Raw genomic sequence first — 26,985 nt, forward strand, 5'->3', positions numbered from 1 at the left:
GGGGAACCTGGAATATGTTTCGCGGTTGTCGCCGGTGGCCCGCGTCGGGGGCGGGTGTGTCGGTCCGAACCGGGTCCCGCATGATGGCCTGAAATGGCCGACGTGAATTGAAAAAATATATCGTCGGCTACTGTGACGGGTCAAGAGTGTGGCGCCGGTGAGTGCCTGACGAGATCAATTCATGGTGGGAATCGCGCGTCAGATCCGAGTCCGGTGAGTGGAGGGTTGTGACCTTGCCGGGTCTGTGATGTGGCAGTCTGGTCGCCGCGTTCGAGCGGCGGCCGCGGGGTGGACTGCCCCGTCGGGGCTGGTCGGTGCCGGTGCGGAGCTGACATCACTAACGGAGAAGATTGACGCTAGTAGATTTTCGGTAGATCGTCGCGCTGCCGGTCGAGGCACGTTACGTTACCTCCGTCCATGCCGCGATTCGCGTACGCGGGTAAAGGAGGGGGTGGCGGTGGCAGTACTGGGTAGCGTCGTCACGTACGGCATCAGCGCCGCGGACGAGAAGGCGTTCCAGTGGCGGTCGTCGGTGACCGGCCAACTGCCCGGCCAAGCCCATCCGGTCGCCGGTGACGAGGTCTCCGCCCTGGTCGTCAAGCACTACGGGGGCGAGCCCGGCGCCGAGATGGCCGACCTGGTGGTCGAGATCGACGGCATCGGCGCGCACTGGGTCGGCGGCGTGCCGCAGGGAGCCAAGGGCGAACAGGGCAAGTGGTGGTAGCGGCACCTGCTCGTCGCTGAGGGGTTCGCGGTGGCCGCCGTCCGGCTGAGTCGTAGCCGTACCCCGATGTAGGGATAATCCCCGATGCCCTGGAGCCATCGGTACACGACGATGGCAGGACGACCAGTCGTCCCAGGGGAGGGTACCGATGGAAGGTCCAGCGAGGCGCGTGCGGTGGCGGGTCCGGGCGGCGATCGCCGTAGGGGTCGCCGCCGTGCTGCTGGCGCAACCTGCGGTCGCCGCGGCGGCCGCCACCCCGGCGGCGCGGCCAGCCGCGCCACCGGTCACCTGGGGCACCTGCCCCACCGACGTCCTTGCCGAGCTACCGGCGGCCGATCGGAACAGGTACAGCTGCGCGACGTACGACGTTCCGCTCGACTACGCGCACCCGGCAGCCGGTACGGTCGGTCTGGCCCTGCTGCGCCGCGCGGCCGACGACCCGGGCAGGCGGCTCGGGTCCCTGTTCTCCAACCCGGGCGGCCCGGGCGGCAGCGGGTACACCATGCCCGTCGCGCTCGCCGCCCTGCTGCCCGAGGTGGGGCGGCGCTTCGACCTCATCGGTTTCGACCCGCGCGGTGTGGGCCGCAGCGCGCCGGTGCGCTGCTTCACCACCGAGGAGGACGCGACAGCGGTCTTCGACAAGATCGTCGGCGTGCCGGTGACCGGCCCGGAGATCGCGTCGACGATGCAGGGCAACAGGGAGTTCACGAACGCGTGCGCGGCGAACGCCGGACCGCTGCTCGCTCATGTGTCCACAGTGAACGTGGTGCGGGACCTGGACCTGATGCGCGCCGCCGTGGGCGACAGCCGGCTCAACTACCTCGGCTTCTCGTACGGGACGCTGATCGGGGCCACCTACGCCAACCTGTACCCGCAGCGGGTCCGCGCGATGGTGCTCGACGGCAACGTCGACCCGGCCCTGCGTACCAGCAACGGACTGGAGTACCTGCACCAGCGCGCCGCCGGGCAGGAGGAGGTGGTGAACGCCTTCCTCGCGCTGTGCGACCAGGCCGGCAGCCGGTGCGCGTTCAGCGACGGGGACCCGGCGGCCACGTTCGCCGAGATCCGCCAGCGGCTGCGCCGGGGGCCGGTGGACGTACCGGCTCTCGGCTTCACGGTCACGTTGAGCATGTTCACTGACTACGTGGCGGGCTCGTTGTACTCCGCGGACGCGTACCCCGAACTGGCGGCGAACCTGCAGCTGCTGTACGAGGCGATCCACCCCGGCGCGACGCCTCCGTCGGCTGCCGCGCGGGCGGCGGGTAGCCGGTGGAGCACACCGGCGGCCGGCGCCGGGCTGCGTGACGTGCGGCCCGACACTCCGTACACCGGCAACGACGCCGGGATCAGCGTGAACTGCTCCGACGAGCCGTTCGGCCGGGTACCCGCGCTGCACCCGGCCGCCGCTGAGCTGTGGGAGCGTCAGTCGCCGACCGTCGGCCGCACGCACGCGTTCAGCCAGGTGGCCTGCGCGACATGGCCGGTCGACCGGCCGGAGCGCTACAGCGGACCGTGGAACCGGAAGACGGCCAACCCGGTCCTGCTGTTCGGCAACTACCACGACCCGGCCACCAACTACCACTTCAACCAGCGGATGGCCGCGGAGCTGGGCAACGACCGGCTGGTCAGCGTCGACGCCTTCGGCCACGCCATCCTGGGCGGCCAGAGCGTATGCGCTGATTCGATCGCGCTGCGGTACCTGGTCGACCTGGCGGTACCGCCGGCCGGTACGGTCTGCCAGCCCGACCACCAACCATTCGAATAGGGCGCGGGTACGGGTGGCGGGCCGCCGGGCCCGCCACCCTCCGTCGTTGTGTGCGGTGTGGCGGATCGCGTCGACGATGGCGCGGCGCGAATACGTGTGCCGGCGGCTTGGCATTGCCCCGGGCCGCCCGCTGGGTCAGCGGACCGAACAGCGCGGGCGGGTGCCATTCGTGGCGCTTCAGCGCCCGGCTGGCTGTTGCCGGCTGCGATCGGCCACGATGGCTCTGCCGCCCCGGCGCTGGACAACCACGCCGAGCACGTCGAGACGGCTGAGCGCTGCCTTGATCGGCTGTACGCTCACGCCGTAGTGCTCGGCCAGCTCTGTCTGGGTGGGCAGACGGGTGTTCGGCAGCCACTCGCCTGCATCGATGCGGCGCCGCAGATCCGCTTGAATGCGTAAGTATTCGGCTTCCGGCATGGCGAAGAACCCCATGGTTGGCTGTGGACGGCGCGGCACCGCTCGTTGAGCTTTGCCAATGCTGACCCGGCCTCTGTCAGTCGGATGAACCGCGCCGCTGTTCCTCGTCGGCGACGAGCGGTCGACCTCCCATGCGCAGGACGACGACGCCGGCGCTCTCCAGCCGGGTCAGGGCCTGTCGAACTGGTTGCAGCGACACGCCGTACTCGTTCGCGAGTTCCTGATAGGTGGGCAGCCGTCCGCCCGGTGGCCACTCGCCATCCCGGATGCGGCGGCGCAGGTCGGCCTCGATACGGCGGTACGCGGGTTCTTCGGGCATGGTCGTGGAACTCCCTAGTCGGCTCCACGATTCGACCACGCGAGGATCCCGCGTTCAAGCTCTCGACATGTTAAGTGATCTTCAACCTAACATGTTGGGCTGTTGACCCAACATGTTGAGTTGTGCCAGTCTGGGCGGCGAGAGCGGCCTGCGTTCCTAGTCGGCAAACTCGGGCGACGTCGCTCTCGACCCCGTTTCTCCTGATCAACGCCTTGGGATTCGGGTGGATGGGCGCCGCGCTCGACGCTTGCCGTTTCCTTCAGGGTTCCGGCTGCGCCGCGCCGGTTGCTCGGCGCATCGGGTCGGCGCCGGACCTCATCGGGTACTTCTCGTGAGGCTTGGCGCCGACTCCCCGAGACGAGGGTGACGGGCCGCTGTGGGTGGCCGGTGCCCGTACCGATCTGCTCCGGTGGAGGTGAACGCAGTGTTCTACCTGTCCGCCTGCACGCTGACCGGCGTCGCCATCCTGGGCTTCGCCGCCGGACTGTTCCTGTTCAAGGTCAAGTCGCGCTGGTGTCCAGGGTGCGGCTCGAAGTTCACGTGCCCCGTCTGCACCCAGCCGGGTGGGCGCCAGGCGCAGGTGGAGCGATGACAGACCGCCTGGCCCGCGTCGGGGACGTAGTGACGCTCGTAGCGGGTGATTACTGCTTTGGTGCCGGCCCACTACGCATGCGCCTCACCGAGATCGTCCCGCCGCACCCGCAGTTCCCAAACGCCACGTGGACGTTCGCCAGAGGCATCGAGCTGCGGTGCGATGGCGAAGAGGTGGGGGAGCGGCATGTGCTCGTACGGATAAGCGCACTCGGCAACCAGGGGGAGTGGTGACGACGTACCTGAGCGCGCTGGTGATTGCGCAGCTCGACCAGGCGCAGGCGGAACTCCAGCGCCACTTGATCAGTACGCCCGGCGGATACTGCCGAGCCTGCGGCGAGGAGGAGCCCTGTCGCAGTCGCCTTGCGGCGGGCCAGTTGTTCGCGAGGTACGGCAGGCTTCCGCGGCGTACCCCAGGGGTAGCGGGTCACGTGCTGCTGGGGCGGCGGTGATGGATGGAACGCGGCGGCGTGGTATCCCGCTGCTGAGCGAGGATGAGGAGAACTTCTACCGCGCCATGCACTACTTCGCTGGTGCCGCGTGGGTGCTGGGGGTGGCCGACGAGGCCGGGGCTGCGCTGTCGGAAATCGTCGCTCACGCACTACGAGAACGGGATCGGTGCGCCCCTTCAGCCCAGTGAGCTGGTGGTGCCGAAAGATCGAGGACAAACTTTGTGAACTGGGCGCGCCCGGCAGGATTCGAACCTGCGACCTTAGGATTAGAAGTCCTCTGCTCTATCCACTGAGCTACGGGCGCCTGGGCGGCGCGGGGCCGCGCCGCGGACAAAGGCTACCGCCATACCACGGCGTCATGCTGGTCGAAAGGGATAACGGCGCGTCTTCTTTCTCGCCCCGTACGTAGACGTTTTAGGCAACTACACTCGGTAATTCTACGATCCGGGCGTACGGGATGAAATGGCTGGAATCGTGGGGGCTGTATGGATGATCCCCAATACGGCTCGCGACCGACTACCGTGCATCCGTGCAAGTGACGAGCACCACATTCCTGCCCCTCCTTGCCCCGGCGCAGGAGGACCCGTACGGTGACCCGGCCGCCCCCGTCCTCGACGAGTTCGCCGGTGACCTCGCCGTCTCGTACTCGTTCGGCCCGCCATACGGCGAGCGGCTGGTGAGCTGGCTCGATCTCGACCAACTCGGGCTGTCGCGGCGGGTGTTGCAGCGCCGCGCCGCCGACAACCTCGACGCGCTGGCGGGCGCGGTGCGCGTCCACGGCAGGCCGCCGACCCTGATGCTCTCCTTCGACGGGATCGAGTCGAGCCTGCTGTTGGCCGACGGGCCGTGGCCGCGGCTGGCGACCTCGCTACCCGGTGACCTTGTCGTCGGCGTACCGGCCCGCGATGTCGTCATTGTGACCGGGTCGCAGTCGCCACCGGGTCTGGACAAGGCGAAGCGTACGGTCGATCGGGTCTTCCGGGCCGGCGATCAGCACCTGCTGAGCCGGGACCTGCTGGTCCGCCGCGACGGCGCCTGGATACCGTTCAAGCCGTAGGGGGCCGTCGGGACACCGTCAGGACGCCGGGGCAGCCACCTCGTCGGCGGCCCGGGCGAAGTACGCGTCCATCCAGCGGCCCAGCTCGTCGAAGAGCTGCTTGCGGGATGGCTCGGCGGACAGCGCCAGGTCGTGCAGGCCGCCCTCGATGCGTACCAGCGTGGTCCGCCGCCCCAGGGCCGGCATCCACTTGGCCATGTGGTCGACGTCGAGGACCGAGTCCGCGGCGCGCGCCTCCTCGCCCCAGCGGGCCCGCTTGTAACTGGCCGTGGACGCCCCGACGATGATCGGCGCCGGGATGTCGAGGCCGGCGTGCAGCCGCTTCTGGCCCAGCAGGATGGCGCGCAGCCAGCCGGCGTGGACCGGGAAGCCCGGCAGCGGCTTCCACTCCAGGTTGTAGTCCCACTCGCCGTGCCGGTCGCGGTGGATGCTGCTGCCGTACACCTCGTTGAGGCCGGTCGGCATCTTGTAGTACGGCTGCGTGCGGCCCTTGCGCATCGCGATCGGCCGCATCACGAGCTGGATCCGCCGGGGCACGTTCATGTCGAAGAACGGGCTGTTGAAGAACATCGCGTCGACGACACCGGCGTCGCGGCGGTCGTGCGCCCACAGCGCGGTGGCCAGGCAGCCGGTGGAGTGGCCGCTGACCAGGAGCCGGTCGTGGCCGTCCGCTTCGCGGATGATCCGGACGGCCTCGTCGAGCTCCGGGTAGTAGTCCGACATGTCGCGGCAGAAGTTCGGCGTCTGGTGCGGGTGCAGGCTGCGACCGTACTTTCGCAGGTCGAGCGCGTAGAAGTCGATCCCACGCGACGTGTAGAAGTCGGCCAGGTGCGTCTGGAAGAAGTAGTCGGAGAAGCCGTGCACGTACAGCGCGGCGCGTCCGTCGGGCTCGTCGGCGCGCCGGCGCACCAGCGTCGCCGTCACCGGCCCCTCGTCATCGGTACCGAGGTCGATCGTGTGCCGCTCGTACGGCTCGCCCAGCAGGTCCGTCTCCACGCCAGGGAGGTTACCGCCGAGTCAACTAAAAGGGATCCCCCTACCAGATCCGCGTTCTGCGCGCTGCCCCGTCCACAGGCACCCTCGCTGTCCACAGATCCATGGGTACCGGGTGACGCGCGTCCCCGTACGGCCCCAGGCTGGTCCGCGAGTCGACTCGCACGGCACCGCTGAGGACACAGCACTGGGAGAGGCGATGTTCGATACAACTGTGACGATTGTCGGTAATGCGCTCAACGCGCCCGAGCTTCGGCGTACCACCGGGACCAACACCCTGGTGGCCAGCTTCCGGGTGGCGTCCACGTCGCGACGGTACGACAGGGACAGCGGCCGGTGGGTCGACGGCCCGAGCCTGCGGGTGCGCGTCACGTGCTGGCGCCGGCTCGCCGAGGGAGTGACGCACTCGGTCGTCACCGGCGATCCGCTGGTGGTCACCGGCCGGATGTACACCCGGGACTGGATCGGCGACGACGGCCAGCAGCGGGTCTCGTACGAGCTGGAGGCCATCGCGGTCGGCCACGACCTGTCCCGCGGCTTCGCCGACTTCCGGCGCCACCGCCCGGGCGCCGCGACCAGCATGGTCGAGGACGCCGAGTCCGACGCCCGGATCGCGGGTCAGGTCAGCGTCCCGGTGGGCGCCCCGGCCACCGACCCGTCGCGCCGCGGCGGCCCCGCCGACCCGTCGCGCCGTGGCGACCTTGACGAGCTGTCGCCCTCCGACGCGCCGACGCCGACCTTCGACCCGCCGTCGACGCCGCTGGCGTCACCGTACGGCGGGACGCCGCTGGCGTCCTCATACGGCGGGACGCCGCTGGCGTCACCCTACGGCGGGTACGGCCCGGCGCGCCCGACGGGCGACGAGCCGGCCGGCGACAGCACGGACGACGAGCGGGATGACGGCCGCTCCGACGACGACGCGGTGGACGACGCGCTGAAGATGCTCCGCGCCGTCGGCCTCGGCACCGACCTGGCGGTCGACGCCTCCGGAGCTGACCCCGACGGCGGCGACCCGGACGGCGACGACGACGCCGAGGCGGATGGGACCGCCGACGATGCTCCCGAGGTCGCCCGGCCCGCCCGCCGGCGGAGCCGGACCCGCGTACCGGTCCCTGCCTGACCGGCGCCGCGCAACGGGGACGGTCGGGATCGTCAGTACCTGGCGATCCCGACCGGCGCGACGGGACTGCGGCGGCCCGCCCGGCCGTTCGTCGTTACGCTGCACGGGTGTCTGCGAAGATCGCCGTCGCCACCGGTGCGGGGCTGCTGGCCGGGGCCCTGCTCGACGCCGCGCTGGGCGACCCGCGGCGCTGGCATCCGGTAGCCGGGTACGGGCGGGCCGCCGCCGCGCTCGAACGGCGGATGTACGCGCCGACCACGGCCGCGGGGGCCCGGTACGTGGCGGTCGCCGCGGGCGTCCCCACCGCCGCGGCCGTCCTCGCCAGTGTCGCTACCCGCCGCCGGCCGCTGGCCCGGGCGGTGCTCGTGGCGGCCACCACCTGGACCGTGCTCGGATCGACGTCGCTGCGACGGGAGGGGACCGCGATGGCTGGGGCGCTCGACAGCGGCGACCTGGCCGCCGCACGGGAGCGCCTGCCGCACCTGTGCGGGCGCGACCCGGCCGCGCTCGGCCCGTCCGAACTGGCCCGGGCCACCGTCGAGTCGGTCGCCGAGAACACCTCCGACGCGGCCGTCGGCGCCCTCTTCTGGGGCGCCGTGGCCGGACTGCCGGGCCTGGTCGGGTACCGGGCGGTCAACACCCTCGACGCGATGGTCGGGCACCGGTCGGCGCGGTACGCCCGGTTCGGCACGGCCGCCGCGCGCCTCGACGACGCGGCGAACCTGGTACCCGCCCGCCTCACCGCCGCCCTCACCGTCGCCGCCGCCCCGCTGGTCGGCGGCAGCCGGGTACGGGCGCTGTGGACCTGGACCCGCGACGGTCGCCGGCACCCGAGCCCCAACTCGGGCCAGTGCGAGGCCGCGATGGCGGGAGCCCTGGGCGTGCGGCTGGGTGGCCGTAACGTGTACGCCGGGCGGGTCGAGGAGCGTCCGATGCTCGGGAGGCACGGCCGCGCCCCGGAGCCCGCCGACATCCACCGGGCGGTACGGCTGTCGGGGCTGGTGAGCGCCGGGGCCACGGCACTCGCCGTGCTCGCCGCCACCGCGAAAGCCCGCGGCACGGGAACTCGCCCTACGAGAACTCGTCGATCCTGGACACCTGGGCGGCCTATGGCCCGCGTAGGTGCCAAGGATCTCGGAGAGGAGCGGGCGTGAGCGGGGGACTCCTCGTCGCCGGTACCACCTCGGACGCCGGTAAGAGCCTGCTCACCGCCGGCATCTGCCGCTGGCTGGTCCGGCGGGGCGTGAAGGTCGCGCCGTTCAAGGCCCAGAACATGTCCAACAACTCGGCCGTGGTCGTGGACGAGCAGGGGCGCGGCGGCGAGATCGGCCGGGCCCAGGCGATGCAGGCCGCCGCGTGCCGGATCGCGCCGAGTGTGCGGTTCAACCCGGTCCTGCTCAAGCCCGGTTCCGACCGCAGCAGCCAGGTCGTCCTGCTCGGCCGGCCGGTCGGCCAGGTCGACGCGGTCAACTACCGCACGATGCGCGACCAGTTGCGGCACACGGTGCTCGACACCCTCGCCGAGCTGCGGGCCGAGTACGACGTGGTGGTCTGCGAAGGCGCGGGCAGCCCGACCGAGATCAACCTGCGGGCCGGGGACTTCGTCAACATGGGCCTCGCCCGCGCCGCCGACCTGCCCACGATCGTGGTCGGCGACATCGACCGGGGCGGGGTGTTCGCGGCGCTGTACGGCACGCTCGCCCTGCTGTCACCCGAGGACCAGGCGCTGCTCGCCGGGTTCGTGGTCAACAAGTTCCGCGGCGACCCGGCACTGCTGCGGCCCGGCCTCGACGACCTGCACCGGCTGACCGGCCGCCCGGTGTACGGGGTACTGCCGTGGCGCGCCGACCTGTGGCTCGACGGCGAGGACTCGCTGGCGTACGGGCGTACCCTCGGCCGGCCGACCCAGCCGGCCGGCACCGAATGGCTGACGGTCGCGGTCGTCCGGCTGCCGCGCATCTCCAACGCCACCGACGCCGAGGCCCTGGCCGCGGAGCCCGGCGTACGGGTCCGCATCACCGCCGAGCCCGCCGACCTGGCCGACGCCGACCTGGTCGTCCTGCCCGGCAGCAAGTCGACCGTGGACGACCTGATGTGGCTGCGCGGGACCGGTCTCGCGGCCGCCGTACTGGCCCACGCGAAGGCCGGCAAGCCGCTGCTGGGCATCTGCGGCGGGTACCAGATGCTCGCCGAACGTATCCACGACGAGGTGGAGAGCCGGCGCGGCACCGTGCCCGGCCTCGGCCTGCTGCCGATCGAGATCGCGTTCGCCGCGGAGAAGACCCTCGCCCGCCCCGTCGGCGCCAGCTTCGGCGTCCCGGTGCGCGGATACGAGATCCACCACGGGTACGTGTCCAGCGGAGCCGTCATCCCACTGATCCACACCACCGGCGGGATCGGTGAGGGCGCCCGGGCCGGCAACGTCTTCGGTACCCACTGGCACGGCGCCTTCGAGTCCGACGAGTTCCGCCGGGCGTTCCTGTCCGTGGCGGCCCGCCGGGCCGGCCGGCATGGGTTCCGGGTGGCACCCGACACCGACTTCGCCGCACTTCGCGAACGCGGCCTGGACGTCCTCGGTGACCTGGTCGAGGAGCACCTCGACACGGACGCGCTGTGGCGCCTGATCGAGACCGGCGCACCGCCCCGCCTGCCGTTCGTCCCCCCGGGTGCCCCGTGACAACAGTCGAGACCTTCGCCGGCCTGGCCGCCCGGGTACTCGATCGCCCGCCCCGGCTCGGCCCGGTCCGGCTCGTCGCCGTCGACGGGCCGGCGGGCGCGGGCAAGAGCACGTTCGCCGCCCGTCTGGCGCAGGCGCTGCGCGCGGCGGGTGCCGACACCGCCGAGATCCACACCGACGATCTGCTCGACGGCTGGGACGACATGCTGACCTTCTGGCCCCGGTTCGACCGGGACGTCCTGGTGCCGCTGCGCGACAAGCAGCCCGGGGCGTACCGCTGCTACGACTGGCACGCGGGCCGGTTCGCCGGGACGGTACCGGTACCCGTACCGGATGTCCTCGTCGTCGAGGGGGTGACCAGCGCGCGGGCGGTGATCCGCCCGGAGCTGACGCTGGCGGTCTTCGTCACCGCGCCGCGCGAGCTGCGCCTGGCGCGGGCGCTGCGCCGCGACGGCGCCGGTATCGAGGCCGAGCTGCGGCGCTGGTTCGACACCGAGGCGGCGCACTTCGCCGCCGACCGTATCGCCGACCACGCGGACCTGCTCGTCGACGGCGCACCCGGCGTTCAGCTTGACCCCGGGGGCCAGTATGTACGGAAGGTCTGGGCGTAGACGACGATCGGGGAGTACGGCGTGATGCCGGGAGGGGATCGGCGATGAGCACCGACGACGAGGCGACCGGCGCGGCTCCCGACGGGGCGGACGACGAGGCGACCGGCGCGGCTCCCGACGGGGCGACCGGCGCGGCTCCGGTACGCAGGCGGGTGGTCCTGACCGGCATCAGTTCGCGGACCTGGGAGCACCCGGCCGACCGGGGCGCCCTGTCCGCGCTGCGTGAACTGCGCGGCTTCGACGACGTCCTCAAGGCCCTGTCCGGCCTGTGGAACGAGCGGGCGTTGCGGCTGGAGTACCTCGGCAGCGCGATCCGGGTCGACCACCGGCAGTACCCGCGGGTCTACCGGCTGTTCGCCGAGGCGGCCGCCACCCTCGACGTGACGGAGCTGCCCGAGCTGTACGTGCAGTACGACCGCTCGATCAACGGCATGTGCATCGGCATGTCCAAGCCGTTCATCGTGATCAACTCTGGTGCGCTGGAGCTGCTCGACGACTCCGAGCTGCGCTGCCTGCTCGGCCACGAGATCGGACACCTGCTCAGCGGGCACGCCGTCTACCGGACGATGGCGATGATCCTGCACGACTGGGCCACCCGGCTGTCCTGGCTGCCGGTCGGGGCGCTGGCGCTGCGCGCCATCTCGGCGGGGCTGCGGGAATGGTGGCGCAAGGCCGAGCTGTCCGCCGACCGGGCGGGCCTGCTCGCCAGCCAGGACCCGCACGCGTCGCTGCGGCTGAACATGAAACTCGCCGGCGGTGGTGACCTGTCCGAGATCGACGTCACCGCGTTCCTCGAACAGGCCGCCGAGTACGACCGGGCCGGCGACCTGCGGGACAGCATGATCAAGATCGGGATGGTGCTGGACCGCACCCACCCGTTGCCGGTCGGCCGGGCGGCGGCGCTGCGCGCGTGGGTCGACTCGGGGGAGTACCAGCGCATCCTCGGCGGCGAGTACCTGCGCCGCGACGATCCGCGCGCCTCGTCGGTACGCGAGGACGTGAAGGCCGCCGCCGACTCGTACCGGGAGTCGTTCGCCCGGTCGCAGGACCCGCTGGTGTCGCTGCTGCGCCGCCTCGGCGACGGCGCCGGCGACTGGGTCGGCACCGGCGCCGGACGGGTCCGCGACTGGATGGCCGGCGCGGGCCGCCCGAGGACCGGGGGCACCGGCACCGGAGGGCAGGAGGCCGACGACGACCCCTGGTCCCAGGCCACGAATCCCGGCGACGAGCGGGGCGGCGAGCAACCCTGAACGTAGCCGGGCGGGTAAGGGGAACATACGATCGCGGTCATGACCGCACCCATGACCGAGACCGAACTGCGCGCCGCCATAGACCGTGAACTGCCGGGCGTACGAGCGGACCTGGAGCGACTGGTCCGGATTCCGGGCATCGCGTTCGACGGTTTCGACCACAGCCAGGTCGAGCGCTCCGCCGAGGCGGTCGCCGAGCTGCTGCGCGGCGCCGGGCTGCCCGACGTCCGCATCGTCCGGTCCGGTGGCCAGCCGGCCGTCATCGGCCGCAAGCCGGCCCCGCCCGGCGCGCCGACCGTGCTGCTCTACGCCCACCACGACGTCCAGCCGCCGGGCGACCTCAGCCAGTGGCGGACCGACCCGTTCGAGCCGGTGGAGCGCGACGGCCGGCTGTACGCGCGCGGCGCCGCCGACGACAAGGCCGGCATCATGACGCACGTCGCCGCGCTGCGGGCGTTCGGCGACGCGCTGCCCGTCGGTGTCATCGTCTTCGTCGAGGGCGAGGAGGAGTACGGCTCCGAATCCCTGGAGACGCTGCTGCGCGAGTACCGCGACGACCTCGCCTCCGACGTCATCGTCATCGCCGACTCCGGCAACTGGGACGTCGGCCAGCCGGCGCTCACCACCGGGCTGCGCGGCCTGGTCAACGCGTTCGTCGAGGTACGCACGCTCGACCACGCCGTACACAGCGGCATGTTCGGCGGCGCCGTGCCCGACGCCCTGACCGCCCTGTCCCGGCTGCTCGCCACGCTGCACGACGAGGCCGGCGACGTCGCCGTCGACGGGCTGGCCCGGGGCAGCGCCGCCCCGCTGGACTACCCCGAAGACCGGTTCCGCCAGGAGTCGGGCATCCTCGACGGGGTCGACCTGATCGGCACCGGCCGGATCGTCGAGCGGCTGTGGACCAAGCCGTCGATCTCGGTACTCGGCATCGACGCCCCGGCGACCGGTGAGGCGCCGAACGCGCTGGTACCGGCGGCGAAGGCCAAGGTGAGCGTGCGCATCGCGCCCGGCGACAACTGGAAGTCCGCCTACGAGGCGCTCACCGCGCACCTGGAGCGCCACGCGCCGTGGGGCTCACGCGTGACCGTGACCCTGGAGAGCGGCGGCGAGCCGTGCGTGGTCGGTACCTCCGGCCCGGCGTACGACGCGGCGCGCGCCGCGTTCGCGCAGGCGTGGGACGGCGTCGCCCCGGTCGACATGGGCGTCGGCGGGTCGATCCCGTTCATCGCGACCTTCCAGGAACTGTTCCCCGGCGCCGAGGTGCTCGTCACCGGGGTGGAGGACCCGGACTCGCGGGCGCACGGCCCGAACGAGAGCCTGCACCTGGCCGAGTTCGCCCGGGGCTGCCTGGCCGAGGCGCTGCTGCTGCACAAGCTGGGCGCCGCCAACTCGGCGGCTCACTAGACCGCGACAACTTCCGGGAAGTTGTGGCCTCACGGGTACCCCGAGACCACAACTTCCCGGAAGTTGTGACGACCTTGGGGAGGCTAGGCGCGGGGCGGGAGCTTCACCACGCTGACGAAGAAGTCGTCGATCTGGCGTACCACCTCGATGAAGCGCTCGAAGTCGACGGGCTTGGTCACGTACGCGTTCGCGTGCAACTGGTAGCTGCGCACGATGTCCTCATCGGCCTGCGAGGTGGTCAGCACCACCACCGGGATCTGGCGCAGGTCCGGATCGTTCTTGATCTCGGCGAGCACCTCCCGGCCGTCACGCCGGGGCAGGTTCAGGTCGAGCAGGATCAGGTCCGGCCGGGCCGCGTCGGCGTACCGGCCCTGCCGGCGCAGGTACGCGATCGCCTCCGCGCCGTCGTTGACCACCGACAGGTTGTTGCCCACCTTGTGCTCTTCGAACGCCTCCCGCGTCATGAGGACGTCACCGGGGTCGTCCTCGACCAGCAGCACCTCGATCGGGGTCGCGGACGGGTGGCGCAGGGCGTCGGTCATGACGCGGTCTCCTCGGTGCGGGGGGCGCCGGCGGCCGCCGGGCTCAACTCGGTGTCGCCGGTGGTGACCGCCGGCGGCGCGCCGGTGATCGCCGGCGGTTCGCCGGTCGCCGTCGGCTCCGGGTGCCCGGCTGCCGCCGCCCCGGTGGTGACGGCCGGTAGGGCGAGCCGGATCACCGTGCCCTCCCGGGCCTCGGTGTCCAGCCAGATGCGGCCGCCATGGTACTCGACGATCTTCTTGACGATCGCCAGCCCGATGCCGGTCCCGGGGTACTCGCTCTTCGGGTGCAGCCGCTGGAAGATGACGAAGATCTTGTCGGCGTACTCCGGCTCGATGCCGATGCCGTTGTCGGCGCAGGAGAGCTGCCACTCGTCGCCGACCCGTTCCGCCTCGACGCGTACCCGGGGCGGGCGGTCGGGGTGGCGGAACTTCAGCGAGTTGCTGATCAGGTTGGTGAAGAGCGCCGACAGCAGCGGCTCCTCACCCTTTACGACCGGCAGGTCGGACCAGGTGACCTCGCCGTCCACCTGCTCGATCCGCCAACCGAGCTGGCCGGCCGCGTCGGCGACGATGCGGTTCAGGTCGATGTCGGTGAACCCGGTGGTGATCCGGCCGATGCGGGAGAACGCCAGCAGGTCGTTGATGAGCCGCTGCATGCGCTGCGCGCCGTCCACGGCGAACGCGATGTACTGGTCGGCCCGCTCGTCGAGCTGGCCGGCGTACCGGCGTTGCAGCAGTTGGCAGAAGCTGGCCACCTTGCGCAGCGGCTCCTGCAGGTCGTGCGAGGCGACGTAGGCGAACTGCTCCAGGTCCCGGTTGGACCGGGTCAGCTCCTCGGCCTGCTGTGCGAGCCGCTGGTTGGCCTGTTCCAGCAGCAGGTGCGCCCGGCGTACCGTGCCAAGGTCGGCCACGATCTGCTGGCGCATCGCGTTGATGTCGTGGGCCAGCCGTGCCACCTCCGGTGGCCCCTCACTGGCGATCTCGCGCTCGTAGTCGCCCCCGGCCACCTGCCGTACCTTGCCGGCGAGCGTGACCACCGGGCGGGTGACCAACCGGCGCAGCAGCAGCACCAGCGCCACGCCGCCGACGACCGTCACGACCGCGGCCAGCAGCAGCAGGATGACGACCGCACCCTGGGTGCCGCGGATCCGGTCCGCGGCGGCGGCCCGGATCGCGGTCACCCGTTCCTGGAGCGCCCCGGCCGACGCCCGGATCTCCTCGAAGCGCGCCCGGCTCGCCTCGGACAGGATCGACTCGACCCGCGCCTGGTCATCCGCGCGGGCCGCGGCGATCGCCGGCTCGGCGACCTCGGCCCGCCAGGCCGCGGCCTGCGCGTCGATGGCGTCCAGGTGCCGCAGCACGGTGCCGTCGCGGGTCAGGCCGCGCATCTGCGTGATCAGCCGCTGCTGCTCGGCGACCCCCGACCGGTACGGCGTGAGAAAGTCGTCGGACCGGGTCAGCACGAAGCCGCGTACCCCGGTCTCCTGGTCGACCAGCACGGTGAGCAGCTGCTCGGAGCTGGTGCGCAGCGGACCGATCCGGTCCAGCAGTTCCTTGACCTGGGACCGGCCCGTCTCGGCCGCGCCGGCCGCGCCCATCGCGATGGCGGTGAGCAGCAGCGCCACGACCGCGCACAGGGCCGTGATCCGCCGGCCCAGCGTCCACCTCGTCACCATTCCGCACCACCCGGGTTGAGCAGCAGCATCGCCACGTCGTCGGCGAGCGGCTCGCCGTTTCGCAGTTCCGCCTGGCCGACCAGCCACCGCGGCAGCTCGTGCGGCGTGCCGACGCGCTCCCGGTACCCGCGCAGCAGCGCGCACAGCCCGTCGATGCCCAGCCGGTCCTGGGTACCGCCGCCGAGCCCCTCGATCAGCCCGTCGGTGTAGGTCAGCAGCCCCCAGTCGGAGCCGGGGAGGTCGACGTCGACCGCCGGGCAGGACAGGCCGGGCATCACTCCCAGGACCAGGCCGGGGTCCACCTCGCACGGCACGGCGCGCCCGCCGGTCAGCAGGACCGGTGGGGGATGGCCGGCGAGGCGGACGGTGGCCCGGTTCGCCGGCACGTCGACGCTGACCATCGCCACCGTCGCGAACAGCTCGTCGGAGCGGCGCTCGCTGACCAGGACCTGCTCCAGCGCCGGGAGTACCTCCTCGTCGGGTACCCGGGCCAACACGAGCGCCCGCCAGGCGACCCGCAGCGTCACCCCGAGCGCGGCCTCCTCCACGCCGTGGCCGCACACGTCGCCCACGAGCAGTTGCAGCCGGCCCGGGCTGACCTCCACCACGTCGTAGAAGTCGCCGCCGAGCAGGGCCCGGTGCCGGCCCGGCCGGTAGAACGAGACCAGCCCGGCCGTCGACGGGTCGATCAGCGGCTGGGGGAGCAGGCCGCGCTCCAGCCGCGCCGACTCGGCCTGCCGCAACTCGGCCTCGCGCAGCCGGCGGGCGTTTTCGTCGGCCCGTTTGCGCTCGACGGCGTAGCGCAGCGCCCGGCTCAGCAGTACCCCGTCGACCTTGCCCTTGACCAGGTAGTCCTGTGCGCCCTCACCCACCGCGGCGACGCCGAGGTGCTCGTCCTCCAGCCCGGTGAGTACGCAGACCGCGGCGCCCCCGGCCTCGTCCAGCAACTCGCGCAGGCCGCCGAGCCCGCTCGCGTCGGGCAGCCCGAGGTCGAGCAGCACGCAGTCGACCGACCGCAGCAGCGCCCGGGCCTCCGCCATGCTGGTGGCGATCTGCAACTCGACCGGAGCCTGCGCCTCGAGCAACAGCTCCTGTACCAGGAACGCGTCGCCCGGGTCGTCCTCGACCAGCAGTACCCGCAGCCGGCCGGCCCGGTCGAACTGCGTCGAACGCACGAGCTGGTCCAGATGGGCCAGCTCGTGGCGGGTGCTTGGGGTCGTATCGGGGACGGTCACGCGGGCAGGCTCCACCCTTCGGCGGCGTTGCGCCTGCCCGTACGGTCGACTCCGGCACGCATGGTCGGATCCTCTCCCACCGCGGCTGCTATCGCCAAGCTGGATGAATATTCGGGTGAGTTTCGTGACCAGGATGAGCTCTTCCGCCGGGAAACGCGGCCTCCCGTGCCACGTTTCCCGGCGGAAGAGGCGGTCGTCCGATGGGAGATCTCGACGCCCGCGTGGCGATACGCGACGCCCCCGCGGCCATGCTGACCAGCGGGGGCGTGACGAAAGGTCGGTGTGCAGGTCGCCTCTCGGCGAGTGGCGCGACGCGGCTCCAGCCGGACGGTATTCCGCGAAGGCGATGATTGTAGCCCGGGGGACACTCAGCACACCGACGCATTACATAACCGCTCCTGCCAGTACATTGTTCCGCCGTAGCCGTGATCGCGTCCCGGCGTGTCATCGACGTACCTGTCGGGTACGGCACGGTCGATAGGAACTCGTATGGGGAGGTGGCGCCGTGATGGCCCTCGCGTCCGGACCGGTCCAGGATGCGCTCAGTGACGTTGCCCGTTTCGTACCCAGGTTCATCGCGTTCATCGCGATTCTGGTCCTCGGTTGGCTCGCCGCCCGGCTGCTCCGCGCCGGTGCGAACCACCTGCTGCAACGCATCGGCTTCGACCGGGCGGTGGAGCGCGGAGGCGTGGGGCGGGTGCTGGCGCACACCCGGTACGACGCCCGTGGCCTGATGGCCACCCTGGTCTACTACGCCGTCCTGCTGGTCACGCTGCAACTGGCGTTCGGGATCTGGGGACCCAACCCGGTGTCCGATCTCATCGCGGCGATCCTGACCTGGCTGCCGAAGGCGTTCGTCGCGATCATCATCGTCGTGGTCGCCGCGGCCGTCGCCGCCGCGGTGCGCAACCTGATCACCGGCCTGCTCGGCGGCCTGTCGTACGGGCGGCTGCTCGCCGGTACGGTCAGTGCGTTCATCATCGGCATCGGTGTCATCGCCGCGCTGAACCAGATCGGCGTGGCGACGACGGTGACCACGCCGATCCTCATCGCGGTACTCGCCACCATCGCAGGGATCCTCGTCGTCGGCGTCGGCGGCGGCCTGATCCGGCCGATGCAGCTGCGTTGGGAGTCCTGGCTGAGCCGGGTCGAGCTGGAACTGCCGCAGGTCCGTGAGCAGGTGCGCGAGGCGGCCGAGCAGCGGCAGGCGGAGCGCGAGGAGGCGGCTCGGCGGGAGGCCGAGGCACTCGCCGCGGCGGAGGCCGAGCGTGCGGAGGCGGCCCGGTGGGAGGCTGAGGCGCGGGAGGCAGCGGAGCGGGAGGCTGCGGAGCGCGAGGAGGCGGCTCGGCGGGAGGCTGAGGCGCGGGAGGCGGCCGGGCGGGAGGCAGCGGAGCGCGAGGAGGCGGCCCGGCGGGAGGCTGAGGCGCGGGAGGCGGCCGAGCGGGAGGCAGCGGAACGCGAGGAGGCGGCCCGGCGGGAGGCCGAGGCACTTGCCGCGGCGGAGGCCGAGCGTGCGGAGGCGGCTCGGCGGGAGGCTGAGGCGCGGGAGGCTGCGGAGCGCGAGGAGGCGGCCCGGCGGGAGGCCGAGGCGCGGGAGGCGGCTGAACGCGAGGAGGCGGCCCGGCGGGAGGCCGAGGCGCAGGAGGCTGCTGCCCAGGCGGTCACGGCGCCGACGGAGATCATGCCTACGGTGACCGCCCCCGCAGCGACGTCCCCCGCTGAGACGGCGCCGGAAGCGGCGCCGGAAGCGGTGGCACCCGTCGAGGCGGCGCCGGAAGCGGCGGCACGGCCGGCGGCGAAGAAGCGCACCGGTCGGCTGACCGCGCGGGAGCGTGCCGAGCAGGCCGCGGCGCGCCGCGCCGCTGCCGAGGCCGGTACCCTGCCGCAGGCCCCGCCGTCCGACGAGCCGACGGTCGCGCTGCCGGTCGCCAGCCTCGCCGAGATCGCACCGGAACTGGCGGGTACCGGCGGCGACGCCGGCCAGGACGCCGAGAGGACGCAGCCGATCCAGTTGCCGGCGACCGCGGCGGACGACGACTCCGAGCGTACGCAGGTCCTGCCCACCCCCGAGGTGGAGCAGCCGGCACCGCCGAAGCCGCCGACCCGACGGCGCGGGCAGGGCGGGACCGGCAGCAAGTAGTCGGCACACCGGCAGCGACCACGGACAGGGCCGCCCCCGCGGAAGCGGAGGGGGCGGCCCTGTCCGTGTGGCGGGAGGGGTAGCCCGCTCCGCTCCGCGCGGACTCCTGCGGGTGCGCGGCCGGCCGGGCGGCTGCCGGGCTCTCCGGGGCGCCGGAGGGTGCGGGGGTTCTCCGGTCAGCCGCGCCACATCCGCCGGTACGGCCCGTCGACCGCGACCAGCGCGTCGTGGCTGCCGCGCTGGACGACCCGCCCGCCGTCGAGGACGACGATCTCGTCCACCTCGGCCAGGCCGGTCAGCCGGTGCGTGATGAGGACCGTGGTCCGCCCGCGGGTGGCGGCGAGGAGGTCGGCGGTGAGCGCGTCGGCGGTCATCTCGTCGAGGTGCTCGGTAGGCTCATCCATGATCAGGATGGGGAAGTCCGCCAGCAGCGCGCGGGCCAGCGCGAGCCGGCGTCGCTGGCCGCCCGACAGCCGCGAGCCCTGCTCGCCGACCATCGTGTCGAGTCCCTTCGGCAGCGAGTCCACCCAGTCCAGCAGTCGGGCCTCGGCGAGCGCGGGGCGCATCCGGGCCTCGTCGGCGTCGGGGGCACCGATCCGGAGGTTGTCCGCGATCGTCGTGTCGAACAGCCGGGCGTCGTCGGTGAGCAGACCGACCACGGTACGGAGGTCGTCGCCGGCGAGATCACGGGTGTCCACGCCGTCCAGCGTGACCGTCCCGGCGCTCGGGTCCAGGAACCGGACGAGTACCGCCGCGAGGGTGCTCTTGCCGGAGCCGCTGGGCCCCACGACCGCGACCCGCCGGCCCGGCGGGAGCGCAAGGGACACCTCATGCAGCACCTCGGGGCCGCCCGGCCACCGGGCGCCCAGCCCGGTCGCCTCCAGCCGGTACGGCGGCTGCGGCAGGGGTGCCGGTGCGGTCGGTTCGGCCACCGGGTCGGGCTGGTCGAGCAGGTCGAAGACCCGGGTGAGCGCGGCGCGGGCGGTCGCCAGTTGGGCCGCCGCGGCGGGCAGTCCCGAGACGGTGTCGAAGACCGCCAGCGGGGTGAGCACCACGACGGCGAGCAGGACGCTGTCCAGCGCGCCCGCGGGTACGGCGTGGGCGCCCAGGGCGAGGGACGCCCACACGCACCCGCCCGTCGCCAGGGACAGCAGGCCCGCGCCGAGGCCCACCCCGGTCGCCGACCGGGAGGCGGCCCGCCGCAGCCGGGAGTCCGTCGCGGCGAGGGCGGCCAGCCGCCGCTCCGTCGCCCCGTACGCGATCAGGTCCGGCAGGCCGTGCAGCAGGTCGACGGTGGCCGCGGACAGTTCCCCGCGCAGGTGCGCGGTGCCGCGGTCGGCCCGCCGTGCGGCGGCCTGCTGGACCAGCGGCACGCCGATCGCCACCACCAGTAGCCCGGCGGTGAGGACCACCGCGGCCGAGGGGAGCAGCGTCGCGACGAACCCGATGGTCAACGCGCCGACCAGGGCGGCGACCAGGTACGGCAGGACCACCCGGACGAGTACGTCGAGGGCCGCGTCGACGTCGGCGACGAACCGGCTGACCAGGTCACCGGCGCGCAGGAGCGGAAGGGAGGCCGGCGCCAGCCGCTCCAGCCGCTGGTAGGCGCGTACCCGCAGCCGGGTCAGTACCCGGAACGCCGCGTCGTGCCCGGACAGGCGTTCGAGGTAACGGAACACCCCGCGTGCGATGCCGAACGTGCGGACCGCCACGATCGCGACGGTCAGGTACAGCACGGGCGGGTGCTGGGCGGCCCGCGAGATCAGCCAGGCCGAGGTCGCGGTGAGGCCGATCGCACTCCCGGCGGCCAGTACCCCGTAGAGCGCCGCGAGCAGCAGGCGCGGCGCGACCGGCGACGCGAGGCGCAGCAACCGCAGCACCGACCTGCGATCGTGGCGCCGGGTACGGCCCACAGGCCCCGTACGCGTCCACGATCGCGGAGAGGTGAGGGAGGTGGCGGGGGGAGCGGCGGAGGGGGTCGGGACGGGAGCGGGGGTGGTCATGCCGTCACCGCCTCGACGATCCGGCCGGCCTCCATGGTGACCACCCGGTCGGCGATCGCGAGCAGTGCTGGCCGGTGGGCGACCAGGACGACCGTACGGTCGCGGCTCAAGCGGCGGACCCCCTCCAGGACGGCGGCCTCACTCTCACCGTCGAGGTTGGCGGTCGGCTCGTCGAGCAGCACGACAGGCGCCGGTGACAGGAAGGCACGGGCCAGCGCGACGCGTTGGCGCTGGCCGGCGGAGAGTCCGGCACCGCCCTCGCCGACGGTGACGTCAAGGAAACCGGCGGCCAGTGCCGCCTCGGCCGCCGAACGCACGGCGTCGGACGAGGCGTCGGGGGCGCCGAGCCGGATGTTGTCGGCGACCGTACCGGCGAACAGGTACGGCCGCTGCGACATCCACACCACGTGCCGGCGCCATGCGTCCGGGTCGAGGGTCGCCAGGTCGGCGCCGCCGACTCCGACCCGGCCGGCGTCCGGGGTGACGAAGCCGAGCAGGACCGACAGCAGGGTGGACTTGCCGCAGCCGCTCGGTCCGGTCAGTGCGAGCACCTCGCCGGGGGAGATGGTCAGGTCGACGCCGTCGAGGGCGGGGACGGCGCGGTCGGGGTAGCGCACCGACACGCCGGACAGCGAGATCGGGCCGGGTGGCACGTCGGTGCGGCTGCCGCGCGCCGGCGGCTCTTCCTCCAGTACCGCGAAGACCTGTTCGGCGGCGGCGAGCCCTTCCGTGCTGGCGTGGAAGTGGGTGCCGACCAGCCGCAGCGGCAGGTACGCCTCGGGCGCCAGGATCAGTACCAGCAGGGCGGTGCGCAGGTCGAGGGTGCCGTTGACCAGGCGCAGGCCCACGCCGACCGCGACCAGGGCGACCGAGATCGTCGCGACCAGCTCCAGGACCAGCGAGGACAGGAAGGCCAGCCGGAGGGTACGCATGGTGACCCGCCGGTGTTCGTCGCTGACCCGGCGGATCGTCTCGGCCTGGGCCTTGGCCCGGCCGAACACCTTGAGCGTGGGCAGCCCGGCGACCACGTCGAGGAAGTGGTGGGCCAGCCGGGTCAGCATCCGGAAGCTGCGCCGGTTGCGGGCCTGCGTGGTCAGCCCGACGAGCGCGAGGAAGATCGGGATCAGCGGGAGCGTGAGCGCGATCGTCACGGTGGCGAGCAGGTCGGCCGGCAGGAGCCGGGCGAGCACGATCGCGGGTACCACCGCGGCGAGCACGAGCTGCGGCAGGTACCGGGAGAAGTACCCGTCGAGCGCGTCGACCCCCCGGGTGGCGAGCGTGGTCAGTTCTCCACCCTTCTGGCCGGTCAGCCAGCCGGGGCCGAGCTTCGTCACGTGCGCGAGCAGTCGCTGGCGGAGCTGGCTCTTGACCGCCGCGGCCGCCCGGTGGGCGGTCACCTCCTGCGCCCAGGCCAGCAGTGCCCGCACGGCGACGACCACGGCCAGGGCGGCGAGGATCGGGGTGATGCCGCCGTGGCCGTGGAAGGCGGTGCTGATGCCGTCGGCGAGCAGGGTCGCCTGCGCCACGATCAGCCCGGCGCCGGCCAGGCCGAGGGTGACGCAGGCGACCAGGTACCAGCGGGTCGCCCCGGCGTAGCGGATCAGCCGGGGGTCGAGCGGCTTCACGGAGACGTCGCCCCCACGGAAGCCGCGTTGCGGGCCGGCGTCGGGGTCGCGGTCGCCGGCGGGATGTGCTGCACCCCGATGCGCTTGCGGAACACCCAGTACGTCCAGCCCTGGTACACCAGCACGACCGGCGTGAAGGCGACCGCCACCCAGGTCATGATCTTCAGCGTGTACGGGGTGGAGGCGGCGTTCGTGACCGTCAGGCTGTACGCCGGGTCGATCGTGGATGGCAGCACGTTTGGGAAGAGCGCGCCGAACAGGGTCGCCGTGGCGGCCGCGATCGTGACCGCGGTGGCCAGGAACGCCCAGCCCTCCCGGCCGGACCGGTTGGCCAGCAGCGCCGCGACCAGCGCGGCCGCCGCGATCAGCGCGGGGACGGCGGTCGTCGCGTCGCCCCGGGTGGCCTGGGTCCACAGCAGGAACCCGGCGGCCGGGACGACCGCGGCGGTACCGGCCCGGGCGGCGACCGCCCGCGCGTCGGCGCGGACCGGACCGGCCGTCTTCAGCGCGAGGAACACCGCCCCGTGGGTGGTGAACAGCAGCAGCGTGGTGGCGCCACCGACCAGGGCGTACGGGTTGAGCAGATCCATGAACCCACCGACGTAGTGGTGATCGGCGTCGAGTGCGACCCCGCGCACGATGTTGCCGAATGCCACGCCCCACAGTATCGCCGGCAGCAGACTGCCGAACACGATCGCGGTGTCCCAGTTGCGCCGCCAGCGGTCGCTGTCGACCTTGCCCCGGTACTCGAACGCCACGCCGCGCACGATCAGCGCGACCAGGATCAGCAGCAACGGCAGGTAGAACCCGGAGAACAGGCTCGCGTACCACTCGGGGAAGGCGGCGAACGTCGCACCGCCCGCGACGATCAGCCAGACCTCGTTGCCGTCCCAGACCGGTCCGATCGTGTTGAGGATCACCCGCTTGCGGGCCTCGTCGCCCCGGCCGAGCACCGGCAGCAGGATGCCCACCCCGAAGTCGAACCCTTCGAGCAGGAAGTACCCGGTCCACAGCACCGCGATCAGCGTGAACCAGACGTCAACCAGCGTCATGACTGCCTCTTCTCTAGTACGCGAAGGCCAGCGGCCGGTCGTCGGCGTCGGTGGACTCGTCGTCCGGCTCGTGCGCCGGTAGCTGCGGCGGCCCGGCCTTGGCGTAGCGCAGTATCAGGTACAGCTCGACCACGGCCAGCCCGCCGTACAGGAGGGTGAAGACGGCCAGGGACGTGATGACGGTGCCGGCGCCGACCGACGGGGAGACGCTGTCGGCCGTCTTCAGGACCCCGAAGACCGTCCACGGCTGGCGGCCCATCTCGGTGAAGATCCAGCCGAACGAGTTGGCCAGCAGTGGCAGCGACACCGACCAGACGGCGGCCCGCCAGAACAGCGCGCCCTTCGGCAGCCGGCTCCGTCGGGTCAGCCACAGGCCGAGCACGCCGAGCAGGACCGAGACCATGCCCAGACCGATCATCAGCCGGAAGGACCAGTACGTGGCCGGCACGTACGGCGTGTAGTCGCCGGGGCCGAAGCGCTGCTCGTACTCGCGCTGGAGGTCGTTGATCCCCTCGACGGTGCCGTTCGGGTCGCCGGTGGCCAGGAACGACGCGGCGTTCGGCACGCGCAGCCCGAACGTCTCGGCGCTGCCGTCCAGCGGGCCGATCGAGAACAGCGAGAAGGAGGCGGCCGGCCGGGTCTGGTACAGCGCCTCGGCGGCGGCCATCTTCATCGGCTGCTGCTCGGTCATGATCTTGCCCTGGATGTCACCGCTGATCGCGACGGCAGCACCGGAGATCACGATGACCCACAGCGCCAGGCGCAGGCTGGGCCGGAAGACGGAGATCTCGTTGCCGCGCCTCAGGTGCCAGGCGCAGACGCACAGCATGACGACGGCCGAGGTGAGGAACGCCGCGGCGAGGGTGTGCGGGAACGTGACCAGGGTCGTGGAGTTGGTGAGCAGCGCCACGAAGTCGGTCAGCTCCGCCCGGTTGGTGTCCGGGTTGATCCGGTACCCGACCGGGTGCTGCATCCACGAGTTCGCCGCGAGGATGAAGTACGCCGACAGGATGGTGCCGATCGAGGCGAGCCAGATGCTGGCGAGGTGCGCCTTCTTCGGCAGCCGGTCCCAGCCGAAGATCCACAGGCCGAGGAACGTGGACTCCAGGAAGAACGCCAGCAGTCCCTCGATCGCCAGCGGCGCGCCGAAGATGTCGCCGACGTACCGGGAGTAGGCGCTCCAGTTCATGCCGAACTGGAACTCCTGGACGATGCCGGTGACGACGCCCATCGCAAAGTTGATCAGGAACAGCTTGCCCCAGAACTTGGTGGCCCGCAGGTAGTGCTCCTTGCCGGTGCGGACCCACGCTGTCTGGAGGATCGCGACGAGTGCCGAGAGGCCGATCGTGATCGGTACGAACAAGAAGTGGTACACCGTGGTCACGGCGAACTGCCATCGTGCGATGTCCAGTGCGTGCACGCTCGGATCCTTTCGTCACAAGCCTGCGAGCAGCATCCGATCAAGGGTGCTGGTGGATTCAGGGCCGAAAGTCCCGTCGGGGCTGCCGGGAGTCCTGATCACTCTTATGTACCGCCGCTATATGTAGCCACGGTACCCTTCCCGGACCGGTGTGGGAGGGGAGGGTGTCGGTGGGTGTGACGGAGAGCGCCGACCAATGAGGACGGCCGTCCGGGGGCGGAGTGGGCAATGGGGACGGCCGTCCGGGGTGGCGCGGCCGATGGGGACGGCCGTCCAGGGGGCGACGACGCGGGCAATGGGGACGGCTCACGGTGGATCGACGCATGTCTTGGCAGTCGCGATGGCGTCGGTTACCGTGCTATGGGAGCGCTTCCATTGACGCTCTTAACTTGATTTCGAGGAAGGACGGCCCGTGTCTCTTCGCTCCGCACCAGGCCGCCGGCGATCGGTGGCCGTCGCCGCGGTGGCCGTGGCCGGCACGGTCGCCGCCGGTGTCTGGTTCGCCGTCGGCTCCGCGTCGGCCGGCACGCTCTCCGGCGGACTGTACCGCGACCCCAGCACCCAGGTCATGAAGTGGGTCGCTGCCAACCCCAACGACTCGCGCACGCCGGTCATCCGAGACAAGATCGCCAGCCAGCCGCAGGCGCACTGGCTGTCGTCGTTCAACCCCTCGACCGTCCAGTCCGAGGTGTCCACCTTCATCGGCAACGCGAACGCGGCGAACCAGATCCCGGTGCTGTCGGTGTACGAGATTCCCAACCGTGACTGCGGCGGTGCGAGCGCGGGCGGAGCCCCGGACTTCACCCAGTACCAGTCCTGGGTGTCCAGTTTCGCCAGGGCGCTGGGCAGCCGGACGGTCGTCATCATCCTGGAGACCGACTCGATCGCCCTGCAGACGTGCCTGAGCGCCAGCGAGCTCGCCGCGCGTAACCAGGCCCTCACCAGCGCGACGCAGACCATCAAGGCGGCCAACGCCAACGCGAAGGTGTACCTCGACGGCGGGCACTCGACGTGGAACAGCGCGAGCGAGCAGGCCAACCGGCTGAAGGCGGCCGGTATCCAGTACGCCGACGGCTTCTACACCAACGTGTCGAACTTCAACCCCACGTCGAGCGAGGCCGGCTACGGCCGGTCCATCATCTCCGCCCTCGCCGGGCTCGGCGTACCGGGCAAGCGCCAGATCATCGACACCAGCCGCAACGGCGGTGCCAGCGGCGACTGGTGCGGCGACGACAACACCGACCGGCGCATCGGCCAGTACCCCACCACGGACACCGGCGACGCGAACATCGACGCGTACCTGTGGGTCAAGCCTCCGGGCGAGGCCGACGGCTGCAAGTACGCCGCCGGCTCGTTCCAGCCCGACCTCGCCTACAGCCTGGCCAGCAGCGCGCCGTACCCGCCGACCACCGCGCCGCCGACGACCACCCCGCCGACCACCGCGCCGCCGACCAGCAGGCCACCGACCACCCCGCCGACCACCGCGCCGCCGACCACCGCGCCGCCGACCACCCCGCCGGCGGGTGCCTGCACCGCCACGTATCAGACGGTCAGCTCGTGGCAGGGCGGGTTCCAGGGGCAGGTGACGGTGAAGGCCGGCACCTCGGCCATCAACGGCTGGACGGTGACCTGGACGCTGGCCGGCGGCCAGTCCATCAGCCAGGTCTGGAACGGAACGCTGACCACCACCGGCTCCACCGCCTCGGTGAAGAACGTCTCCTGGAACGGGGCGCTGGCCGCCAACGCCTCGACCCAGTTCGGCTTCACCGCCAACGGCGCGGCGTCCACCCCGACGCTGACCTGTAGCAGCCCCTGACCGTCCCCCCGGACGGCATGCGGGGCGGCCCGGCACGGCGCGTGCCCGGCCGCCCCGTCGGCGGTGCGTGAGGGCGCCACGGTGCGCGGGATC

The 26,985-nt window shown here is 72.2% G+C and carries 22 protein-coding genes and 1 tRNA gene; 12 read left to right on the forward strand and 11 right to left on the reverse strand.

The window, feature by feature from the left end; translation table 11 throughout:
- The first annotated feature begins 457 nt into the window (after positions 1–457).
- Positions 458–724 (forward strand): hypothetical protein, encoded by a 267-nt coding sequence (locus ACNTMW_RS20605; protein ID WP_426635324.1) that lies wholly within the window; start codon positions 458–460, stop codon positions 722–724.
- A gap of 148 nt (positions 725–872) precedes the next feature.
- A complete protein-coding gene (locus ACNTMW_RS20610; protein ID WP_426635326.1) occupies positions 873–2,489 on the forward strand; it encodes an alpha/beta hydrolase in 1,617 nt (538 codons plus the stop codon).
- A 177-nt stretch (positions 2,490–2,666) separates the two neighbouring features.
- Here the strand turns inward: ACNTMW_RS20610 and ACNTMW_RS20615 are convergent, their stop codons facing one another.
- On the reverse strand, positions 2,667–2,921 hold the full coding sequence (locus ACNTMW_RS20615) for a winged helix-turn-helix domain-containing protein (protein ID WP_426635327.1): 255 nt from the start codon (positions 2,919–2,921) through the stop codon (positions 2,667–2,669).
- A gap of 61 nt (positions 2,922–2,982) precedes the next feature.
- Entirely contained in the window at positions 2,983–3,225 is a 243-nt protein-coding gene (locus ACNTMW_RS20620; protein WP_426635329.1) for a winged helix-turn-helix domain-containing protein, read from the reverse strand.
- A 424-nt stretch (positions 3,226–3,649) separates the two neighbouring features.
- Here ACNTMW_RS20620 and ACNTMW_RS20625 point away from each other — a divergent pair, with 424 nt between their 5' ends.
- Positions 3,650–3,817 (forward strand): hypothetical protein, encoded by a 168-nt coding sequence (locus ACNTMW_RS20625; RefSeq protein ID WP_426635330.1) that lies wholly within the window; start codon positions 3,650–3,652, stop codon positions 3,815–3,817.
- 682 nt (positions 3,818–4,499) lie between these two features.
- Here the strand turns inward: ACNTMW_RS20625 and ACNTMW_RS20630 are convergent.
- A tRNA-Arg gene (locus ACNTMW_RS20630) sits at positions 4,500–4,572 on the reverse strand.
- Between the two features lie 225 nt (positions 4,573–4,797).
- Between ACNTMW_RS20630 and ACNTMW_RS20635 the strand changes: the two genes are divergently transcribed.
- On the forward strand, positions 4,798–5,325 hold the full coding sequence (locus ACNTMW_RS20635) for a DUF1444 domain-containing protein (RefSeq protein WP_426635331.1): 528 nt from the start codon (positions 4,798–4,800) through the stop codon (positions 5,323–5,325).
- Between the two features lie 18 nt (positions 5,326–5,343).
- On the opposite strand, the gene ACNTMW_RS20640 is transcribed toward ACNTMW_RS20635, so the two are convergent.
- On the reverse strand, positions 5,344–6,321 hold the full coding sequence (locus ACNTMW_RS20640; RefSeq protein ID WP_426635332.1) for an alpha/beta hydrolase: 978 nt from the start codon (positions 6,319–6,321) through the stop codon (positions 5,344–5,346).
- Positions 6,322–6,532: 211 nt separating this feature from the next.
- On the opposite strand from ACNTMW_RS20640, the gene ACNTMW_RS20645 reads away from it, so the two are divergent.
- The 6 genes from ACNTMW_RS20645 (at position 6,533) to ACNTMW_RS20670 (ending at position 13,383) form a co-directional block, all read left to right on the forward strand.
- Positions 6,533–7,438, forward strand: coding sequence for a single-stranded DNA-binding protein (locus tag ACNTMW_RS20645; protein WP_426635333.1), 906 nt, complete (start codon positions 6,533–6,535; stop codon positions 7,436–7,438).
- A 119-nt stretch (positions 7,439–7,557) separates the two neighbouring features.
- A complete protein-coding gene (locus tag ACNTMW_RS20650; protein WP_426635370.1) occupies positions 7,558–8,592 on the forward strand; it encodes a cobalamin biosynthesis protein in 1,035 nt (344 codons plus the stop codon).
- The gene (locus ACNTMW_RS20655) at positions 8,589–10,115 is read left to right on the forward strand and encodes a cobyric acid synthase (protein WP_426635334.1); all 1,527 of its coding nucleotides are present in this window, start codon (positions 8,589–8,591) and stop codon (positions 10,113–10,115) included. The genes ACNTMW_RS20650 and ACNTMW_RS20655 overlap by 4 nt, the downstream gene beginning before the upstream one ends.
- A complete protein-coding gene (locus tag ACNTMW_RS20660; protein WP_426635335.1) occupies positions 10,112–10,726 on the forward strand; it encodes a uridine kinase family protein in 615 nt (204 codons plus the stop codon). Before ACNTMW_RS20655 ends, ACNTMW_RS20660 begins: the two co-directional genes overlap by 4 nt.
- A 44-nt stretch (positions 10,727–10,770) precedes the next feature.
- Positions 10,771–11,976: a M48 family metallopeptidase gene (locus tag ACNTMW_RS20665; protein ID WP_426635336.1), complete on the forward strand. Its 1,206-nt coding sequence runs from the start codon at positions 10,771–10,773 to the stop codon at positions 11,974–11,976.
- A gap of 51 nt (positions 11,977–12,027) precedes the next feature.
- Entirely contained in the window at positions 12,028–13,383 is a 1,356-nt protein-coding gene (locus tag ACNTMW_RS20670; RefSeq protein ID WP_426635371.1) for a dipeptidase, read from the forward strand.
- A gap of 83 nt (positions 13,384–13,466) precedes the next feature.
- On the opposite strand, the gene ACNTMW_RS20675 is transcribed toward ACNTMW_RS20670, so the two are convergent.
- From ACNTMW_RS20675 to ACNTMW_RS20685, 3 genes are read right to left on the reverse strand one after another with little or no spacing between them, the layout of a single operon-like run.
- On the reverse strand, positions 13,467–13,925 hold the full coding sequence (locus tag ACNTMW_RS20675) for a response regulator (RefSeq protein ID WP_426635337.1): 459 nt from the start codon (positions 13,923–13,925) through the stop codon (positions 13,467–13,469).
- Positions 13,922–15,601 carry a sensor histidine kinase gene (locus ACNTMW_RS20680; RefSeq protein WP_426635338.1) on the reverse strand — a complete coding sequence of 560 codons (1,680 nt, stop codon included), beginning with the start codon at positions 15,599–15,601 and terminating at the stop codon, positions 13,922–13,924. Before ACNTMW_RS20680 ends, ACNTMW_RS20675 begins: the two co-directional genes overlap by 4 nt.
- Positions 15,595–16,797 (reverse strand): PP2C family protein-serine/threonine phosphatase, encoded by a 1,203-nt coding sequence (locus tag ACNTMW_RS20685; protein ID WP_426635372.1) that lies wholly within the window; start codon positions 16,795–16,797, stop codon positions 15,595–15,597. Before ACNTMW_RS20685 ends, ACNTMW_RS20680 begins: the two co-directional genes overlap by 7 nt.
- 547 nt (positions 16,798–17,344) lie before the next feature.
- Between ACNTMW_RS20685 and ACNTMW_RS20690 the strand changes: the two genes are divergently transcribed.
- Positions 17,345–18,976, forward strand: coding sequence for a mechanosensitive ion channel family protein (locus tag ACNTMW_RS20690; protein ID WP_426635373.1), 1,632 nt, complete (start codon positions 17,345–17,347; stop codon positions 18,974–18,976).
- Positions 18,977–19,152: 176 nt separating this feature from the next.
- Here the strand turns inward: ACNTMW_RS20690 and cydC are convergent, their stop codons facing one another.
- The 4 genes from cydC to ACNTMW_RS20710 all read right to left on the reverse strand — a co-directional run bounded on the left by cydC (position 19,153) and on the right by ACNTMW_RS20710 (position 25,076).
- Positions 19,153–20,856 (reverse strand): thiol reductant ABC exporter subunit CydC, encoded by a 1,704-nt coding sequence (gene cydC / locus ACNTMW_RS20695; protein ID WP_426635339.1) that lies wholly within the window; start codon positions 20,854–20,856, stop codon positions 19,153–19,155.
- A gap of 119 nt (positions 20,857–20,975) precedes the next feature.
- Positions 20,976–22,604 (reverse strand): thiol reductant ABC exporter subunit CydD, encoded by a 1,629-nt coding sequence (gene cydD, locus ACNTMW_RS20700; RefSeq protein WP_426635340.1) that lies wholly within the window; start codon positions 22,602–22,604, stop codon positions 20,976–20,978.
- Positions 22,601–23,656 (reverse strand): cytochrome d ubiquinol oxidase subunit II, encoded by a 1,056-nt coding sequence (cydB, locus tag ACNTMW_RS20705; protein ID WP_426635341.1) that lies wholly within the window; start codon positions 23,654–23,656, stop codon positions 22,601–22,603. Before cydB ends, cydD begins: the two co-directional genes overlap by 4 nt.
- A gap of 13 nt (positions 23,657–23,669) precedes the next feature.
- Complete coding sequence (locus ACNTMW_RS20710) at positions 23,670–25,076, reverse strand: cytochrome ubiquinol oxidase subunit I (protein WP_426635342.1); 1,407 nt, start codon at positions 25,074–25,076, stop codon at positions 23,670–23,672.
- A gap of 412 nt (positions 25,077–25,488) precedes the next feature.
- Between ACNTMW_RS20710 and ACNTMW_RS20715 the strand changes: the two genes are divergently transcribed.
- Positions 25,489–26,892 (forward strand): glycoside hydrolase family 6 protein, encoded by a 1,404-nt coding sequence (locus tag ACNTMW_RS20715; RefSeq protein ID WP_426635343.1) that lies wholly within the window; start codon positions 25,489–25,491, stop codon positions 26,890–26,892.
- Positions 26,893–26,985 lie beyond the last annotated feature (93 nt).

It is taken from the genome of Planosporangium spinosum (assembly GCF_049999945.1).
GTDB lineage: Bacteria > Actinomycetota > Actinomycetes > Mycobacteriales > Micromonosporaceae > Planosporangium > Planosporangium spinosum.

Coding starts and splice junctions, on each gene's coding strand:
- ACNTMW_RS20610 (WP_426635326.1), top strand. CDS start 873: ATGGAAGGTCCAGCGAGGCGCGTGCGGTGGCGGGTCCGGGCGGCGATC.
- ACNTMW_RS20615 (WP_426635327.1), bottom strand. CDS start 2,921: ATGGGGTTCTTCGCCATGCCGGAAGCCGAATACTTACGCATTCAAGCG.
- ACNTMW_RS20620 (WP_426635329.1), bottom strand. CDS start 3,225: ATGCCCGAAGAACCCGCGTACCGCCGTATCGAGGCCGACCTGCGCCGC.
- ACNTMW_RS20665 (WP_426635336.1), top strand. CDS start 10,771: ATGAGCACCGACGACGAGGCGACCGGCGCGGCTCCCGACGGGGCGGAC.
- ACNTMW_RS20670 (WP_426635371.1), top strand. CDS start 12,028: ATGACCGAGACCGAACTGCGCGCCGCCATAGACCGTGAACTGCCGGGC.
- ACNTMW_RS20675 (WP_426635337.1), bottom strand. CDS start 13,925: ATGACCGACGCCCTGCGCCACCCGTCCGCGACCCCGATCGAGGTGCTG.
- ACNTMW_RS20680 (WP_426635338.1), bottom strand. CDS start 15,601: ATGGTGACGAGGTGGACGCTGGGCCGGCGGATCACGGCCCTGTGCGCG.
- ACNTMW_RS20690 (WP_426635373.1), top strand. CDS start 17,345: ATGGCCCTCGCGTCCGGACCGGTCCAGGATGCGCTCAGTGACGTTGCC.
- cydB (WP_426635341.1), bottom strand. CDS start 23,656: ATGACGCTGGTTGACGTCTGGTTCACGCTGATCGCGGTGCTGTGGACC.